At 71.7% G+C, this 16,229-nt stretch carries 14 protein-coding genes; 12 read left to right on the top strand and 2 right to left on the bottom strand.

Features of this window, described 5'->3' with window-relative positions; genetic code table 11:
- Positions 1 to 144: 144 nt before the first annotated feature.
- From L2K70_RS21420 to L2K70_RS12300, 7 genes are all read left to right on the top strand, one after another.
- The gene (locus L2K70_RS21420; RefSeq protein ID WP_303645864.1) at positions 145 to 1,617 is read left to right on the top strand and encodes a fatty acid desaturase; all 1,473 of its coding nucleotides are present in this window, start codon (positions 145 to 147) and stop codon (positions 1,615 to 1,617) included.
- 20 nt (positions 1,618 to 1,637) lie between these two features.
- Positions 1,638 to 2,198, top strand: a complete 561-nt coding sequence (locus L2K70_RS12325) for a TetR/AcrR family transcriptional regulator (protein WP_236402302.1) — start codon at positions 1,638 to 1,640, stop codon at positions 2,196 to 2,198.
- Positions 2,199 to 2,214: 16 nt separating this feature from the next.
- The gene (locus tag L2K70_RS12320) at positions 2,215 to 3,615 is read left to right on the top strand and encodes an MFS transporter (RefSeq protein WP_236402301.1); all 1,401 of its coding nucleotides are present in this window, start codon (positions 2,215 to 2,217) and stop codon (positions 3,613 to 3,615) included.
- A 9-nt stretch (positions 3,616 to 3,624) separates the two neighbouring features.
- Entirely contained in the window at positions 3,625 to 4,851 is a 1,227-nt protein-coding gene (locus L2K70_RS12315) for a M15 family metallopeptidase (protein ID WP_236402300.1), read from the top strand.
- A 105-nt stretch (positions 4,852 to 4,956) separates the two neighbouring features.
- Positions 4,957 to 5,934, top strand: a complete 978-nt coding sequence (locus L2K70_RS12310) for an NADPH:quinone oxidoreductase family protein (RefSeq protein ID WP_236402291.1) — start codon at positions 4,957 to 4,959, stop codon at positions 5,932 to 5,934.
- Between the two features lie 109 nt (positions 5,935 to 6,043).
- Positions 6,044 to 7,957, top strand: a complete 1,914-nt coding sequence (locus L2K70_RS12305) for a M13 family metallopeptidase (RefSeq protein ID WP_236402685.1) — start codon at positions 6,044 to 6,046, stop codon at positions 7,955 to 7,957.
- 738 nt (positions 7,958 to 8,695) lie between these two features.
- The gene (locus tag L2K70_RS12300) at positions 8,696 to 9,106 is read left to right on the top strand and encodes a putative endonuclease domain-containing protein (RefSeq protein ID WP_236402290.1); all 411 of its coding nucleotides are present in this window, start codon (positions 8,696 to 8,698) and stop codon (positions 9,104 to 9,106) included.
- 69 nt (positions 9,107 to 9,175) lie between these two features.
- Here L2K70_RS12300 and L2K70_RS12295 read toward each other — a convergent pair whose 3' ends face one another.
- Entirely contained in the window at positions 9,176 to 9,742 is a 567-nt protein-coding gene (locus L2K70_RS12295; RefSeq protein ID WP_236402286.1) for a hypothetical protein, read from the bottom strand.
- A 147-nt stretch (positions 9,743 to 9,889) separates the two neighbouring features.
- Between L2K70_RS12295 and L2K70_RS12290 the strand changes: the two genes are divergently transcribed.
- The 4 genes from L2K70_RS12290 to L2K70_RS12275 all read left to right on the top strand — a co-directional run bounded on the left by L2K70_RS12290 (position 9,890) and on the right by L2K70_RS12275 (position 13,266).
- Positions 9,890 to 10,687, top strand: coding sequence for a 2-phosphosulfolactate phosphatase (locus tag L2K70_RS12290; RefSeq protein WP_236402283.1), 798 nt, complete (start codon positions 9,890 to 9,892; stop codon positions 10,685 to 10,687).
- Positions 10,688 to 10,777: 90 nt separating this feature from the next.
- Positions 10,778 to 11,785, top strand: a complete 1,008-nt coding sequence (locus tag L2K70_RS12285; protein ID WP_236402282.1) for an SGNH/GDSL hydrolase family protein — start codon at positions 10,778 to 10,780, stop codon at positions 11,783 to 11,785.
- A 33-nt stretch (positions 11,786 to 11,818) separates the two neighbouring features.
- Positions 11,819 to 12,769, top strand: coding sequence for a hypothetical protein (locus tag L2K70_RS12280; RefSeq protein WP_236402280.1), 951 nt, complete (start codon positions 11,819 to 11,821; stop codon positions 12,767 to 12,769).
- Complete coding sequence (locus L2K70_RS12275; protein WP_236402278.1) at positions 12,766 to 13,266, top strand: sigma-70 family RNA polymerase sigma factor; 501 nt, start codon at positions 12,766 to 12,768, stop codon at positions 13,264 to 13,266. Before L2K70_RS12280 ends, L2K70_RS12275 begins: the two co-directional genes overlap by 4 nt.
- Positions 13,267 to 13,270: 4 nt before the next feature.
- Here L2K70_RS12275 and L2K70_RS12270 read toward each other — a convergent pair whose 3' ends face one another.
- Complete coding sequence (locus L2K70_RS12270; RefSeq protein ID WP_236402277.1) at positions 13,271 to 13,825, bottom strand: hypothetical protein; 555 nt, start codon at positions 13,823 to 13,825, stop codon at positions 13,271 to 13,273.
- An 83-nt stretch (positions 13,826 to 13,908) separates the two neighbouring features.
- On the opposite strand from L2K70_RS12270, the gene L2K70_RS12265 reads away from it, so the two are divergent.
- Positions 13,909 to 16,083 (top strand): RecQ family ATP-dependent DNA helicase, encoded by a 2,175-nt coding sequence (locus tag L2K70_RS12265; protein ID WP_236402275.1) that lies wholly within the window; start codon positions 13,909 to 13,911, stop codon positions 16,081 to 16,083.
- Positions 16,084 to 16,229: the final 146 nt, after the last annotated feature.

Here is a 16,229-nt window from a genome sequence, read left to right as displayed (position 1 = left end):
AACGGTTCGTGGCCGAGATCTCGGCTGACAAGCGTAGGAGTCACCGGACATCCGGCGACTCCATTGCTTTACAGATGCCCACCTCTTGTCAAAATGGTTTACACATCCTATGGTCGTGTAAACCCCGACGCAGGAGATCGTGAGATGCCCGGCTACCCCACCCGTCTCGCCCCCAGTGGCACCGTGCCCGAGGGCACCACCGAGCTCTGGAGGGACCGCAAGCGCTACCTGTGGCTGATCGGCCTCGTCGTGCCGAGCCTCGCCTTCGTCGCGTTCGGCGGGTACGTCGCCACGGGCTGGGGCGTCTTCTTCTGGGTCGGGCCGATCGTGATCCTCGGCATCGTCCCGGCGATCGACCTCATCGCGGGTCTCGACCGGTCCAACCCGCCCGACGACGTGATCGAGGCGCTCGAGGAGGACCGCTACTACCGCTGGATCACCTACCTCTTTCTCCCGATCCAGTACGTCGGCTTCCTCGGCGCGATGGCGGTCGTCGGCGGGTGGGACGCCTTCGGCGTGCTCGCCGACACGCCCCTGAGCACCGTCGACAAGGTCGGGCTCGCGATCTCGATCGGCTGCATCGGGGGCATCGGCATCAACACCGCCCACGAGCTCGGCCACAAGAAGGAGGCCAACGAGCGCTGGCTGTCGAAGATCGCGCTGGCGCAGGTCTTCTACGGCCACTTCTACATCGAGCACAACCGCGGCCACCACGTCCGCGTCGCCACTCCTGAGGACCCCGCCAGCTCCCGCCTGGGCGAGAACTTCTACCAGTTCTGGCCGCGCACGGTCGGCGGCTCCCTCAAGTCGGCCTGGCGGCTGGAGAAGCGCCGGCTCGCCCGGCGCAAGCAGAGCCCGTGGCGCCTCGACAACGACGTGCTCAACGCGTGGCTGATGTCGGTGGTCCTCTGGGCCGCGGTCCTCGCCGCGTTCGGCCTCGAGGTGGCGCCGTACCTCGTGATCCAGGCGATCGTCGGCTTCTCGCTCCTCGAGGTCGTCAACTACATGGAGCACTACGGGATGCTGCGCCAGAAGGTCGGCGAGGGCGACCGCCAGCGCTACGAGCGCGTGCTTCCCGGCCACAGCTGGAACTCCAACAACATCGCGACCAACGTGCTGCTCTACCACCTGCAGCGCCACAGCGACCACCACGCGAACCCCACCCGGCGCTACCAGTCGCTGCGCGACTTCGAGGAGAGCCCCGTGCTGCCGACCGGCTACGCCGGAATGATCGTGCTGGCCATCGTCCCGGCCGTCTGGCGCCGCGTGATGGACCAGCGCGTCGTCGACCACTTCGGCGGCGACGTCACGCTCGCCAACATCAGCCCGCGCAAGCGTGAGAAGTACCTCGAGCGGTACGACGCCGCCGGGCACGCCGCCCGCGTCGAGGCCGCCCGGGTCGCGGCCGAGGTGCTCCCGGGCGCCGTCGACGAGGTGCTGGCCGCGCGCTGTCCGGGCTGCGAGTACGTCTACGAGGTCGCTGCCGGCGACGAGCACGAGGGCTTCGCTGCCGGCACCGCCTGGGCCGACATCCCGGTCGACTGGTGCTGCCCGGACTGCGGCGTGCGCGAGAAGGTCGACTTCGTGCCGGTCGAGCCCGAGCGGTCCGTCGCCTAGGGGGCTCCTACACTGCGCGCATGGCCTCCACCCGCGACCGCATCGTCGCGGCGGCCGTCGAGATGATCACCACGTCGGGCTGGGCCTCGGTGACCATGGCACGCCTGGCCGAGGCCGTGGGCGTGAGCCGGCAGACCGTCTACAACGAGGTCGGGTCCAAGCCGGCGCTCGCCGAGGCGATGGTGCTCGAGGAGCTCGCCCGCTTCCTCGGCATAGTCGAGCGGGCCTTCGACGCCGAGCCCGACGACCTCACCCGTGCGATCGAGACGTCGGTGTGCGACGTGCTGACCTACGCCCGCGCCAACACGCTCCTGCACGCCGTCGTCAGCGCCACCCACGGCGCCGACACCGAGCTGCTCCCGCTGCTGACCACCAACGCCGGCTCACTGCTCGGCGTGGCCAAGGAGGTCGTGCGCGCCCGCGTGGAGCCGTACGGTCCCGGGATCGACCCCGCCCACCTCGACCCCGCGATCGACATGGTCGTCCGGGTGGTGCTGAGCCACGTCATGCAGCCGTCGTCCTCCCCCGAGGAGACCGGTGCCGACATCGCGTGGCTCGCCGACCGGGTGCTGAGCGGTTGAGTCCTAGGCTCTCCGCGTGAGCGGAGTCGCTGCTGGGGTGGAGTGGGGTACGCCGACCGCGCGGGGGATCGTCGCCGCGGCGACCCTCGGCTCGGGTCTGACGCTGCTCGACGGCACGGTCGTCAACGTCGCGCTGCGCACGATGGGCGACGACCTGGGTGCGTCGCTGGAGCAGCTGCAGTGGATCACCAACGGCTACTTCCTCTCGCTCGCCTCGCTCATCCTGCTCGGCGGCTCGCTCGGCGACCGGCTCGGCCGGCGACGGGTCTTCGTCATCGGCACCGTCTGGTTCGCGCTGGCCTCGCTCCTGTGCGGGATCGCGCCCAACCCCGAGGTGCTCATCGCCGCGCGGGTGCTCCAGGGGATCGGCGGGGCGTTGCTGACGCCGGGGAGCCTGGCGATGATCCAGGGCGCCTTCCGCTCCGAGGACCGCAGCCGCGCGATCGGGGCGTGGTCCGGGCTCGGCGGGATCGCGGCCGCGCTCGGCCCGCTGGTCGGTGGCCTGCTGGTCGACCACGCGTCGTGGCGCTGGATCTTCCTGATCAACCTGCCGCTCGCGGCGCTCACCGTCTGGCTCGCGCAGACCTGGGTGCCGGAGACCCGCGACCCGCGGGCGCACGCGCGCTTCGACGTCACCGGAGCCGCGCTGGCGTCGCTCGCGCTCGCCGGGACCACCTGGGCGCTGACCGACGCGGGCGGTCGCGCGACGTGGTGGGCGGCCGGCGTGGGAGTGGTGGCCGCGATCGCGTTCGTCGTGGTGGAGCGTCGTACCCGCGAGCCGATGGTGCCGCTCGCCCTGTTCGCCGACCGCACCTTCAGCGCGGCCAATGCGATGACGCTCCTGGTCTACGCGGCGCTCGGCGCGATCTTGTTCTTCCTCGTCCTGCAGCTGCAGACCGTCGGCGGCTACAACGCCCTCGAGGCCGGGCTGTCGACCCTGCCGATCACCGTCTGCATGCTGTTCCTCGCCGCGCGCGGCGGCGCGCTCGGCGAGCGGATCGGCCCGCGGATCCCGATGACGTTCGGCCCCATGGTGATGGCGGCCGGCACCCTCTGGCTCCTCGCCGCCGGTCCCGACGTCGTCTGGTGGCGCGACGTCCTGCCCGGGCTCACCGTCTTCGGCCTCGGTCTGGCGCTGATGGTCGCGCCGCTCACGGCGACGGTGCTGGCCGCCGCACCCGACGAGGTCACCGGCATCGCCAGCGGGATTAACAACGCCGTCGCCCGGGCGGGCTCGCTGCTCGCCGTCGCCGCGCTCCCGATGGCGGTCGGCCTGGCCGGCGACGACTACCGCGACCCGATCGTCTTCGACGCGTCGTACGACCGGGCGATCGTCGCCTGCGCGGTGCTGCTCGTCGTGGGTGGCGTGGTCTCCTGGTTCGCCATTCCCCACCGGGTCCGGACACCGGCTCCGTAAGGTCTGTCCATGCGCGTACGACGGGGGGTGGGGGCGGCGGCGACCGCCGTTCTCGTCCTCGCGCTGTCGGCGTGCAGCGGGGGCGACGACGCGAAGGACCCGGACCCGAGCCCGGCGGCCTCGTCGAGCACCGGCAAGCCGAAGTCGGCGAAGCAGACCAAGCCCGCCGTGCCGGTGGCCGACCCGGCGCACGCCGTCGACCCGCCCGGCCGCCGGGACGGTCGGCTGTGGAGCGCCGACATCCTCGTGCAGTGGGACAAGGAGATCGACGCCGACCTGGTGAAGAAGATCGAGAAGCTGAAGGGCGTCGCCCACACCGAGCGGATCGGCCTCGGTCAGGTCAGCCTCGAGAACCGCGTGCTCACGGTCGCCTCCGTCGATCCCGGCCGCTACCGCAACTTCACGGAGGCCAAGGTCGCCGACTTCCAGGAGGGCTGGGACCGCGTCGCCGGTGGTGAGCTGGCGATCGACCAGAAGGTCGCCAAGCGGCTGGTCGACAAGGCGGGGATGATCCGCCTCGGCTCGAAGGACTCGGCCCCGACCCTGCACGTGGGGGCCTACACCCCCCAGATCCCCACGATCGACATGGTCGTCAACACCGCCTGGGCCGGCGACATCGGGATGGCGACCGACAACGGCCTGCTGATCTCGACCGACAAGATCACGCCGGCCACGATCCGCAAGCCGCTGGAGAAGCTGGTCGGCAAGGACGCGTCGGTGCAGATGCTCGACATCGCCTCGCAGATCGGCCTCGACCCCGGCGCCACCCTCACTGCGATCCCCACCGGCAGCGGCATCGGCAACGTCGTCGGCACCTATCGCTACCGCGTGATCGGCGGCGGCCGGATCGCGCCCGACTCGTCGTGGGTCGCGGCCAACATCCGCACCGAGCCGGTGCCGATCCTCGGCGACGTGACGTGCCACAAGGACCTGTTCCCCCAGCTGCGGGCGGCGCTGCTCGAGGTCCAGCAGACCGGGCTGGCCTCGGAGATCCACCCCGGCGAGTACGCCGGCTGCTACTACCCGCGCTTCATCGCCAACACCACCACGCTGTCCAACCACTCGTTCGGCCTCGCGCTCGACCTCAACGTCCCCAGCAACGGCCGCGGCACGGTCGGCGAGATGAACCGCGCCGTCGTGGCGATCTTCAAGAAGTGGGGCTTCGCCTGGGGCGGCGACTGGCGCTACACCGACCCGATGCACTTCGAGCTCAGCGAGATCAAGCGCGCCGGCTGACGCCGTACTTCGTGGCCGAGTCCTACGGTTCGTGGCCGAGATCTCGGCTGACAAGCGTTGCGGTCACCGGACATCCGGTGACTCCAGCATCCGTAGGCTGCCCCCATGAAGGCAGTCCAGGTCGTCACGCTCACCGGTCCGTCCGACGTCGAGGTGCGTGAGGTGCCCGAGCCGACCCCGGGGGCGCACGACGTGCTGGTGGAGGTGCACAGCGTCGGCGTCTCGTTCCCCGACCTGCTGCTCAGCCGCGGTGAGTACCAGTTCAAGCCCGAGCCGCCGTTCACCCTCGGCGTCGACTTCGCCGGCGTCGTGCTCGACCCGGGAGCGCCGGAGTCGAGCGGCTTCACGGTCGGCCAGCGGGTCGCGGGGGTGAACCTCCACGGCGGGGCGGCCGAGCAGGTCGCCAACCCGGTGGTCTTCACCTTCGCGCTGCCCGACGCGATGTCGTACGACGAGGGCGCTGCGCTGCCCATGAACTACCTGACCGCCCTCTTCGCGCTCGAGGAGCGCGGCGGCCTGCGCGAGGGGGAGACGGTGCTCGTCCACGGCGCCGCCGGCGGCGTCGGCACCGCCACCCTCCAGGTCGCGAAGGGCCTCGGCGCCCGCACCATCGCGGTCGTCAGCACGCAGGAGAAGGCCGACTTCGCGCGGTCCGCTGGTGCCGACGAGGTCGTCATCGGCCCGGACTTCAAGGACGCGGTCAAGGAGCTCACCGGCGGCCGCGGCGTCGACGTGGTGCTCGACGTCGTCGGCGGTGACGCCTTCGCCGACTCGCTGCGCTGCCTGGCCGAGCAGGGCCGGATCCTGGTCGTCGGGTTCGCCGCCGGCCAGGGCATCCCCGAGGTCAAGGTCAACCGGCTGCTGCTCGGCAACACCGACGTCCGCGGCGTCGGCTGGGGCGCCTACGCCATGACCCGTCCCGGCTACATGCAGAAGCAGTGGCACCGCCTCGCCCCGATGATCGGGTCCGGGGTCGTCCGGCCGCCGATCGGCGCGACCTACGACCTCGCCGACTTCGGGCAGGCACTCGTCGACATGGACGAGCGGCGCACGCTGGGCAAGTCGGTCGTGCGGGTGCGCTGACCGGTCTGGACCACGGTGCCGGTGAACCTTGCCAGTGCGTACGACGACGCGGTAGGTGCCCGGGGTTAGGGTCGCCCACGTGACGATCCTCGACTCAGCCCGCGCGGGCATGGACCCCGACATCCGTCCCCAGGACGACCTCTTCGGCCACGTCAACGGACGGTGGCTGCAGGACACCGAGATCCCCTCGGACAAGTCGAGCTGGGGCGCGTTCATCGCGCTTGCCGACGCCGCCGAGCAGCAGGTGCGCGACATCATCACCGAGCTCGCCGACCGCCCGGCCGACGAGCTCGACGACGAGGAGCGCAAGATCGGCGACCTCTACGCCTCCTTCATGGACACCGAGACGATCCAGGCCAAGGGCCTGCAGCCGATCGAGGGCCTGCTCGAGCGGGCCCGCTCGGTGTCCGACCTCACCGAGCTCGCGGCGTTCCTCGGCATGTTCGAGCGCATCGGGGGCCCCGGCCTGTTCGGCTCCTACATCACCCCCGACCGCGCGGACGCCTCGAAGAACATCGTCTACCTCGCCCAGGGCGGCCTCGGCCTGCCCGACGAGTCCTACTACCGCGACGACAAGTTCGCCGAGATCCGCGAGAAGTACCTCGACTACCTGACGACGCTGCTCACCCTCAGCCAGCACGCCGACCCGGCCGGCGCGGCCGCTCGCATCCTGGCCTACGAGACCCGCGTCGCCGAGGGCCACTGGGAGGCCGCCGAGACGCGCGACGTCCAGAAGACCACCAACCACAAGTCCCTCGACGAGCTGCGCGAGCTGTGCCCGGCGTTCGACTGGGTCACCTACGTCACCGGCCTCGGCGGCACCGAGGAGACGCTGCGCACGACGATCGTGATGCAGCCCGACTTCTTCTCCCACCTCTCGACGGTGCTCGAGGAGACGCCGATCGAGACCTGGCGCGACGTGCTCCACCTGCGCATCGTGCGCAGCTCGGCGCCGTACCTCCCGGACGAGTTCGTCCAGGCCAACTTCGACTTCTACGGCCGCACCCTCAACGGCACCCCCGAGCTCCGCGCCCGGTGGAAGCGCGGCGTCGACTTCGTCGAGGGCGCGATCGGCGAGGCGGTCGGCAAGGTCTACGTCTCGCGCCACTTCCCGCCGACGTCGAAGCAGATGATGGACGAGCTGGTCGCCAACCTCGTCACGGCCTACCGCCGCTCGATCGAGACGCTCGACTGGATGGGCGAGGACACCAAGCAGAAGGCCTTCGACAAGCTCGACCGCTTCTACCCCAAGATCGGCTACCCCCGCGAGTTCCGCGACTACTCCGCGCTCACCGTCTCCGCCGACGACCTGCTCGGCAACGTCGCGGCGGCCTCGGCCTTCGAGACCGACCGCCAGCTCGAGAAGGTCGGCCAGCCGGTCGACCGCGACGAGTGGCTGATGCTGCCGCAGACCGTCAACGCCTATTACCACCCGGGCACCAACGAGATCTGCTTCCCGGCCGCGATCCTGCAGCCGCCGTTCTTCAGCCCCGACGCCGAGGAGGCCGAGAACTACGGCGGCATCGGCGCCGTCATCGGCCACGAGCTCGGCCACGGCTTCGACGACCAGGGCGCGCAGTACGACGGCGACGGCAACCTCCACGACTGGTGGACCGCCCAGGACAAGACCGCCTTCGAGGCCAAGTCCCAGGCGCTCGTCGCGCAGTACGACCAGTTCGAGCCGCGCACCCTGCCCGGCGAGCACGTCAACGGCAGCCTCACGGTCGGCGAGAACATCGGCGACCTCGGCGGCCTGACCATCGCCCACAAGGCCTACGTCATCAGCAAGGACGGCAACGCCTCGGTCGACGACCGCCGCACGCTCTTCCTCAACTGGGCCCACGTGTGGCGCACCAAGCGCCGCAAGGAGCAGGAGCTGCAGTACCTCACCATCGACCCGCACAGCCCCGCCGAGTTCCGCGCCAACATCGTGCGCAACCTCGACGAGTTCCACGAGGTCTTCGAGACCCAGCCCGACGACGGCCTCTGGCTCGACCCCGAGGACCGCGTCCGCATCTGGTGACCCAGCGCTACCGAACGGTCGTGTCGTGATCTCGCGGTCTGACGACACGACTGTCCGGTAGCGGCGGCCTGTGGAGGACGCCAGCAGAGGTACGTCGTCCTGGTGCAGCCTGCGGGGTGGCCAGGCACCGGTGGGATCCCGTTGCGGCGCGCGTGGCGGTGGTCCATCCCCGGCGGCTCGGCGACGACCTGACGCCGGGGTGTGCACGTGGGCGGGGCTGGACCCAGACGGGTGCGGGGCTGTACGTCCCGAGCACCGTCGACCGCACGCTGCCCCAGCAGCGCGTCGTGGAGTGGGCCGCCCGCATGCCGGCGTACGCCGCCGTCACGGGGTGGGCCGCCTGTCTCCTGCACGGTGCAGCCTTCCTCGACGGGAGGGGCGTCGACGGCGTCACCGAGCAACCGGTCGGGATCGTGGTCGGTCCACGCGGATCCATGCGGCGTAGTCCGGGGGTCGCGGTGTCGTTCGAGGCGCTTGCCGAGTGGGAGGTCGTGCGGCGTCATGGCGTACGAGTCGTGGTGCCTGAGCGCGCCGTGTTCGACGAGATGCGCAGGCACGACCCGCGGGGAGGCGTTGGTCGTCCTCGAGTCGGCCCTCGCCGGTCGGATCACCTCCCTCCAGAGGGTGATCGCCTATGCCCAAGCCCATCGAAGCGCCCGGCGCCGGGCCGTGGTGCAGTGGGCCATCCCGCGGGCGCGAGGGGGCATCCGATCCCCGATGGAGGTTCGCGTGCGGACGGTGGCTGAGGAGGACGCCGGCTGGCCACGCCTGCTGGTGAATCGCGTGGTCATCACGGCGGAAGGGTTGCGCATCGGCGAGGTCGACCTCGGCGACGAGGACGCAGAGGCAGTGATCGAGGTCGACGGCGCCGACCACCGCGACGCCGGGCGCCAGGCGTGGGACATCACGATGGAGGAGGCTCTGCGCCAGGTCGGCTTCGAGGTGGCGCGCGTGACCGGCCGCCAGGCGCTGGACGCGGCGACGCTCGCGCCCCGGCTGGTCGCCGTACGGCAGCGGGCCCTGGCGCGGCCCTCGTTGCCGCGACGATGGCGACTCCTCTCCTCGAGCGGCGACCTCGACACCTGGCTGAGCGAGCGAGAGGCTGCAGCGATGTACTACGAGAATCTGCCCGATCCCAGAGCAGGCTGACGTGTTACCGGACAGTCGTGTCGTGATCTCGCGGTCTGACGACACGACCGTCCGGTAGGTGAGGTCCGGTCAGCCGGCGACGTTCGCGCAGACCACGTCGAGGGTGAGCGTGCGCTGGGTCAGGCTGAGGTTGAGACCGCTGGCGGTGAAGGCGTCGTCGGCGGTGCGCGTGACCTGGCTGAGCAGGTTGCCCAGCTGGTCGAGCGGCGCGGAGGCGTACGACGACGTCGCCGAGATCGCCTTCTGACCCGCGGCGCAGGCCGCGGAGACCTGGCCCGTGCCACCGACCAGCCCGGACAGGGCCGGGATGTTCTGGGTGACCGTGACGACGTCGAAGCCGCTGAGGCCGGGGATCCCCTGGAGACCGGGCAGGCCCACGCTGCCTGCGGGACCGGCGGGGCCGGCCGGGCCGCGGGCGCCGGTGGCGCCGGTGCGGCCCCTGAGCTTGGCCTGCGCCTTGGCCGACAGGTCCTTGACCTTGAGGCTGTTGTTCTTGATGTCCTGGCTGGTGACCGAGTTGTCCTTGATCTGCTTGCCGCTGATCATGAGCGACGCGGTCGCGCCCGTACCGGCCGCCAGCACGAGGGCCAGGGCAGCGACCGCGACGGTCAGTGCCGTACGGGGTGTTCCGATCACAGTGACTCCTGTAGGTGTGTTGTGGACCCCGAGTGCATATTGAGAGTAAGGACGGTCACGTGCGTGCCCGCGCGGTTGATTCGGGCAATCCGGGGCCGACCAACGGCAAAGTTCCCGAACCCCCACGACGGGCGGTTCAATGAGTCCGTGACACTGCCCGGCCACGACCAGTCCCGCTCGCGGGTCCGCATGGAGTGGGGGCCGACCGGTGCGACCGCCGTCCCGGCCGACTACGCCGTCGTGGTCGACGTCCTCTCCTTCACCACCACGCTGAGCGTGGCCCTCGAGCGCGGCATCGAGGTCTTCCCGTTCCGCTGGCGCGACGCGCGGGCCGCCGAGCACGCGATGCGCCACGGGGCGACCCTCGCGGTCGGACGCTTCGAGGCGCTGTCGCGCGGCAACGCTCGCCACGTGTCCCTCTCGCCCGCCAGCCTGGCCGAGGTCGAGGGGATCGAGCGGCTCGTCCTGCCCTCGCCCAACGGCTCGACCATCGCCTTCGCCCTGGCCGACACGGGGGCGCAGGTCGTGGGTGCGTGCCTGCGCAACGCCGGCGCGGTCGCGCGCTGGCTCGCACCCCGGGTCGCCGACGGCGCCAGCGTGGTCGTCGTACCGGCGGGTGAGCGGTGGTACGACGACACGCTCCGGCCCGCGGTCGAGGACCTGTGGGGCGCGGGTGCGGTCCTCGACGCGCTCGGCCACGACGACGAGGTCGCCAGCCCGGAGGCCCGGATGGCCGCCGCTGCCTGGCGTGCGGTGCAGCTGCCCGACGACCTGCTCACCTGCGCCAGCGGCGTCGAGCTCGCGGAGGCCGGCTTCGTCGCCGACGTGGAGATCGCCGGGCAGCGCGACGTCAGCGAGGTGGTGCCGGTGCTGGTCGGCGAGTCGTTCCGTGACGCCACGGAGCTCCGGCCGACGGGGCCGACGCTGCGCCGGGTCCGCGACTGAGCCGACCGATCGGGTCTGGTGGCGGAGCGCGCCAGTCCCTAGTGTGACGGTGGCCACACTCGGGTGGCCCCTGTCTCGGAGGACCACCAGATGAACCGCACGTCTCGGATCGCGGTGCTCGGCGCCGCACTCGCCGGCCTCGTCACGCCGCTGCTGGCCCAGGCCACCCACGCCGCCGCGCCGTCCTACGTCGCCCTCGGCGACTCCTACTCCTCGGGCACCGGCACCCGCTCCTACATCGCCGACGGCACCAGCTGCCAGCGCTCCACGGCGGCCTATCCCAGCCTGATCGCCGCGGCCCGCGGCTACGCACTCAACTTCCGCGCCTGCTCCGGCGCGACGGTCGCCGACGTCACCAACACGCAGCTGTCCGCGCTCACCTCGGCGACGAGCTACGTGTCCATCTCGGTCGGCGGCAACGACGCCGGCTTCGCCGACGTGCTGACCGAGTGCGCCCAGCCGGGCTGGATGAGCAACTGCGACGGCGCGATCAACACCGCCCAGTCGTTCATCAACACCACGCTGCCGTCGCGGCTGAGCACCCTCTACTCCGGCATCCGCAGCCGCGCGCCCTACGCCAAGGTGGTGGTCGTGGGCTACCCGCGGATCTTCAACGGCGAGGACTGCAACGCCTTCACCTGGTTCTCCCCGGCCGAGGAGTCGCGGCTCAACCAGACCGCCGACCTGCTCAACAGCCGCCTCGCCACGGCCGCCTCCGCGGCCGGCTTCTCCTTCGCCAACCCCACCAGCCGCTTCGTCGGCCACGCCGTCTGCGACTCGGACGAGTGGATCAACGGCCTCTCCAACCCGATCAGCGAGAGCTACCACCCCAAGACGACCGGCCATGCCAACGGCTACACCCCCACTGTCAGCCCGTTGCTCACCGGCGCCGCCGTCGCGGCCACCTCCCAGGTGGTGGCGGCCTCGGCCGCGAGCGGTGACGACCAGGCGGCGCTCCAGCAGCAGTACGCCGACGCGGACCGCGCGATCGCGCCGGAGGTCTTCGTCGCCCCCGACCTGACCACGCCCGCCGCTCGCAGGGCAGCACGCAAGGCCGGTGTCGACATCGAGCGGTTCATGGAGAAGTCGCGCTCGTGACAACCTCCGGGCATGCCGGGCCGTCGAGGGGACATGAGTCCTGAGACCGACCTGCTGACCCGTCTCGACCACGAGCTCGGCGACCTGCCCGCCGCCCCGGCGGAGGCGTACCTCCAGCGGGGCCGGCGGGCACGTCGTCGTCGTACGGTCGCGGTGGCCGCGGCGGCACCCGTCGCGGCAGCGGCCGTGGTCGCGGCCGTCGCCGTGCTCGGCATGGGCGGGCAGGGTCGCGAGTCGTCGATCGCAGAGCAGCCGTCGGTATCCCGGCCCGCCACCTCCCCGGCGATCGACTACTCCGACGACCCGGACTTCGTCGCGCCCGAGCCCAACAACCCGCTCGAGGCGCAGCCCGGCCTCGAGGGGGTCGAGTGGTTCACCACCGACGACATCCCGTCGTGGGCGCAGGAGTACGGCCGCCACGGCCCCGTGTCCTACGCGCCGGACGGGCGGCTCTGGATCGCCCCGGATGCCTCCGTCCAGCGGGCGGTGGTGAACCCGCTCACCTACGGCCAGGCCGGTGGTGAGCCCTCGATCGCCGTGGAGGCGACGTGCACCTGTGCGCCCGAGGACATGGAGGACGACGTCGTCTGGGTGTGGACGTCGCCCGATGACGGCGGCTTCATGGACGCGCCGGGCTGGACGACGGACGACTTCGAGCTGTGGGTGGACACTGCGACGGCGGCCGCCCAGGACCGACCGTCCCTCGCGGAGCGGTTCGCCCACTTCGCCGACACGGTGACCGGCCGGATGGTCGCCGGGGCACCGGGCGTGACCGTCGTGCACCGTGAGGCGGAGGTGGACCTCGGCTCCGGTCGGGTGACCCACACCCGGGCCGGAGCTGCCGAGGTGGAGTACGCCGGTCGGACGTTCTACGTCGTCGGCGTGGACCCGGAGGAGGGTGCGCCCTGGTACCAGTACTGGCCCGCTGACGTGGAGCCCGACTTCGCCTCCTTCCTCACCATGCTGCGGGGGAACTGGAAGTGAGGGCCTACGACGCCGACTACGTCGAGTTCGTCGACGCACGGCAGGGCGTGCTGCGCCGGATCGCGTACGCCGTCTGCCGTGACGACGCCCGCGCCGAGGACGTGCTGCAGGAGGCGCTGGTCAAGCTCTACCTGGCGTGGCCGCGGGTGGGTGGAACCGGTCGCGAGGAGGCATACGCGCGCCGCATCATCGTCAACGCGGACCTGGACCAGCGTCGTCGCCAGTGGCACCGGCGCCGCTCGTCGGTGCCGGTCGAGCTGCTGGACGGTCCGGCTCGCAGCGGTCCGGCGACCGAGGACCGGCTCGAGCTCCTCACCGAGCTCCGGTTGCTGCCGCCCATGCAACGACGGACGGTGGTGCTGCGCTACTGGCTCGGCTTCTCGGTCGAGGAGACCGCACGCGAGCTGTCGATCAGCGAGGGCACGGTCAAGAGCCACTCCTCGCGCGGGCTCGCGACCCTGCGCGACCGGATGGGTGAGCGAGTCAGCGCGGGCTAGGTCGTCACTCGCGCTGGGGTCCGCCCAGGTCCGCGACGAGCTCGTCGAACAGCGTGCGGTGGACCGCGTGGGGCAGCAGGCCCGGACGACGTGCCACCACGGGCACGAGCGCCACGAGCAGCGGGTCGATGCTCTCGACCGTCTGCGCGGTCACCGTGAGCCCGCGTCGCTTTCCGGAGGTGGTGCGGCCGATGACGGTGACGGACTTGTTCCAGAACTCGGGGGTCGCGGCGCCCGCCGACCCGTCGACGCCGGGCCGGACCTCGACGAGGTCGTCGAACGCGAAGGTGCGCACCTCGCGGCCTCCACGGCACACCACGACACGGTCGGGGTGCACGACGATCGTGCGACCGGTCAGCCACCACAGCGCCCACAGGGGGAGCAGCACCATGAGCAACGTGACCGCCGCGGTGAGGATCCCGCGGTGCTCACCACCGGCCAGCCAGGTCGAAGGAGCCAGGACGGCCCCTGGCACCAGCACGCAGAGGGCGAGGGTGCGCACGAGCGGCCGCGGCGTGAGGACGGTGGCCGAGGACGACGCGTCGCGCGGGCTCTCCATGGCGCGCCACCCTAGACGGGACGGGCCTGCGCCCCTGTGGATGCGCCGGTGCAGGCGTCGGTGGTGGTTGGTAGACAGGACACATGACTTCCGCCGCCGTCACCGACGACGTACGACGCTCCGCGCGCGCCGCGGCCGAGCGCCACCTGCGCGCCCTCGTCGGACGCGACGACGCGGTGCTGCGCGAGGACCAGTGGGACGCCATCGAGGCGCTCGCCGTCGACGCGCGGCGGGCCCTGGTCGTGCAGCGCACCGGGTGGGGCAAGTCGGCGGTCTACTTCGTCGCGACCAAGCTGCTGCGCGAGGCGGGAGCCGGGCCGACCGTGATCGTGAGCCCGCTGCTCGCCCTGATGCGCAACCAGATCGCCGCGGCCGAGCGCGCCGGCATCCGGGCGGTCACCATCAACTCCACCAACATCGACCAGTGGCAGCCGATCCACGAGCAGATCCAGGCCGGCGAGGTGGACGTCCTGCTGGTCAGCCCGGAGCGGCTCAACAACCCCGGCTTCCGCGACGAGGTACTGCCCCGCCTCGCGGCGACCTGCGGCCTGCTGGTGGTCGACGAGGCCCACTGCATCTCGGACTGGGGACACGACTTCCGCCCGGACTACCGCCGCCTCCGCACGCTCCTCGCCGAGCTGCCGTCGGGGATCCCGGTGCTCGCCACCACGGCCACCGCCAACGCCCGCGTGACCGCCGACGTGGCCGAGCAGCTGGGCGTGCACGGCTCCGCGGAGACCCCGCCTGTCGAGGAGGGCGCGCAGCGCCCGTCACGAGACCAGGAGGTCCTCGTCCAGCGCGGCACCCTCGACCGTGAGTCGCTGCGGCTCGGCGTGGTCCGGCTGAAGACGCCGCAGCAGCGGCTCGCGTGGCTCGCCGACCACCTCGCCGAGCAGCCCGGGTCCGGCATCGTCTACTGCCTCACCGTCGCGGCCACCCAGGAGGTCGCGGGCTATCTCCGCGACCGCGGTCTCGAGGTCGCGGCCTACTCCGGCCAGACCGATCCCGACGAGCGGCACGCCCTCGAGCAGGCGTTGGTCGAGGGCCGGGTCAAGGCGCTCATCGCCACCAGCGCGCTCGGGATGGGCTTCGACGCCAGCCTCGGCTTCGTGATCAACCTGGGCGCGCCACAGTCGCCGGTGGCCTACTACCAGCAGGTCGGCCGCGCCGGCCGCGGCACCGACGACGCGACCGTGGTGCTGCTGCCACAGGTCGAGGACCGCGACATCTGGGCCTACTTCGCCTCGCTCGGCTTCCCGCGCGAGGAGCAGGTGCGCGAGACCCTCGCCGCGCTCGCCGAGTCCGACCGGCCGATGTCCACGGCCACCCTCGAGACCCGCGTCGAGCTCGGCCGCAACCGGCTCGAGTCGATGCTCAAGGTGCTCGACGTCGACGGCGCCGTCCAGCGCGTCCAGGGCGGCTGGGTCGCCACCGGCAGGACATGGGACTACGACGCCGAGCGCTACGCGAGGGTCTCGGAGGCCCGCGAGCGTGAGCAGCAGGCCATGCTCGACTACCTCGCGACCGACCAGTGCCGGATGCGGTTCCTGCGCGAGCAGCTCGACGACCCCGAGGCCGTCGACTGCGGGCGCTGTGACAACTGCGGGGGGCTGACCCTCTCGACCGAGGTCAGCGAGGCGTCCGTCGCGGAGGCGGGCGAGCGGCTCGCGCGTCCCGGCGTCGCGGTGGAGCCGCGCAAGATGTGGCCGACCGCGCTCGCCAACCTCGGCCTCGACCTCAAGGGCAAGATCGCGGAGGGCGCCGAGACCGGGCGTGCCGTCGCCCGGCTCACCGACCTCGGTCACGGGCAGTCGCTCCGGGCGCTGTTCCGCGAGGACACCCCCGACGGCCCCGTCCCGCCGCCGCTCGCGCAGGCGGTGATGGAGGTGATGAAGGACTGGGCGCCCGAGTGGGAGTCGCGCCCCGACGCCATCGTGGTCGTCGAGTCCGCGACTCGGCCGACGCTCAGCCGCGACCTGGCCGACGGCCTGTCCCGCGTCATGCAGGTCCCCGTCGTCGGCACGTGGGCGATCCGCGACCACGCCGTCCCTCCCCGGGCCGGCCAGACCAACTCCGCGCAGCGCGTCGCCGCTGTACGGCGCCGGGGCGGGCTGGATGCCGACGTCCCGCCGGGTGCCACGGTGCTCCTCGTCGACGACCAGGTCACCACCGGCTGGACGCTGACCGTCGCGGCCACCGCGATCCGCGAGGCCGGCGCGAGCGCCGTACTGCCCCTCGCCCTGGCCATCCAGGGCTGACCACCCTCGACGCCCTCGGCTGACGCCGCGAGGGTCGTACGAACCCGCACCGATACCTCACGCTTCGCATGACGCCCGAGCCCGGGACCCCGCAGCGTCATGCGAACGGGCACCCATGGGTGGTGATCGGTGTGACGCAGACCCGG

It is taken from the genome of Nocardioides potassii, from assembly GCF_021648885.1.
Lineage (GTDB): Bacteria > Actinomycetota > Actinomycetes > Propionibacteriales > Nocardioidaceae > Nocardioides > Nocardioides potassii.
This window is presented reverse-complemented; position numbering and strand designations above follow the sequence as displayed.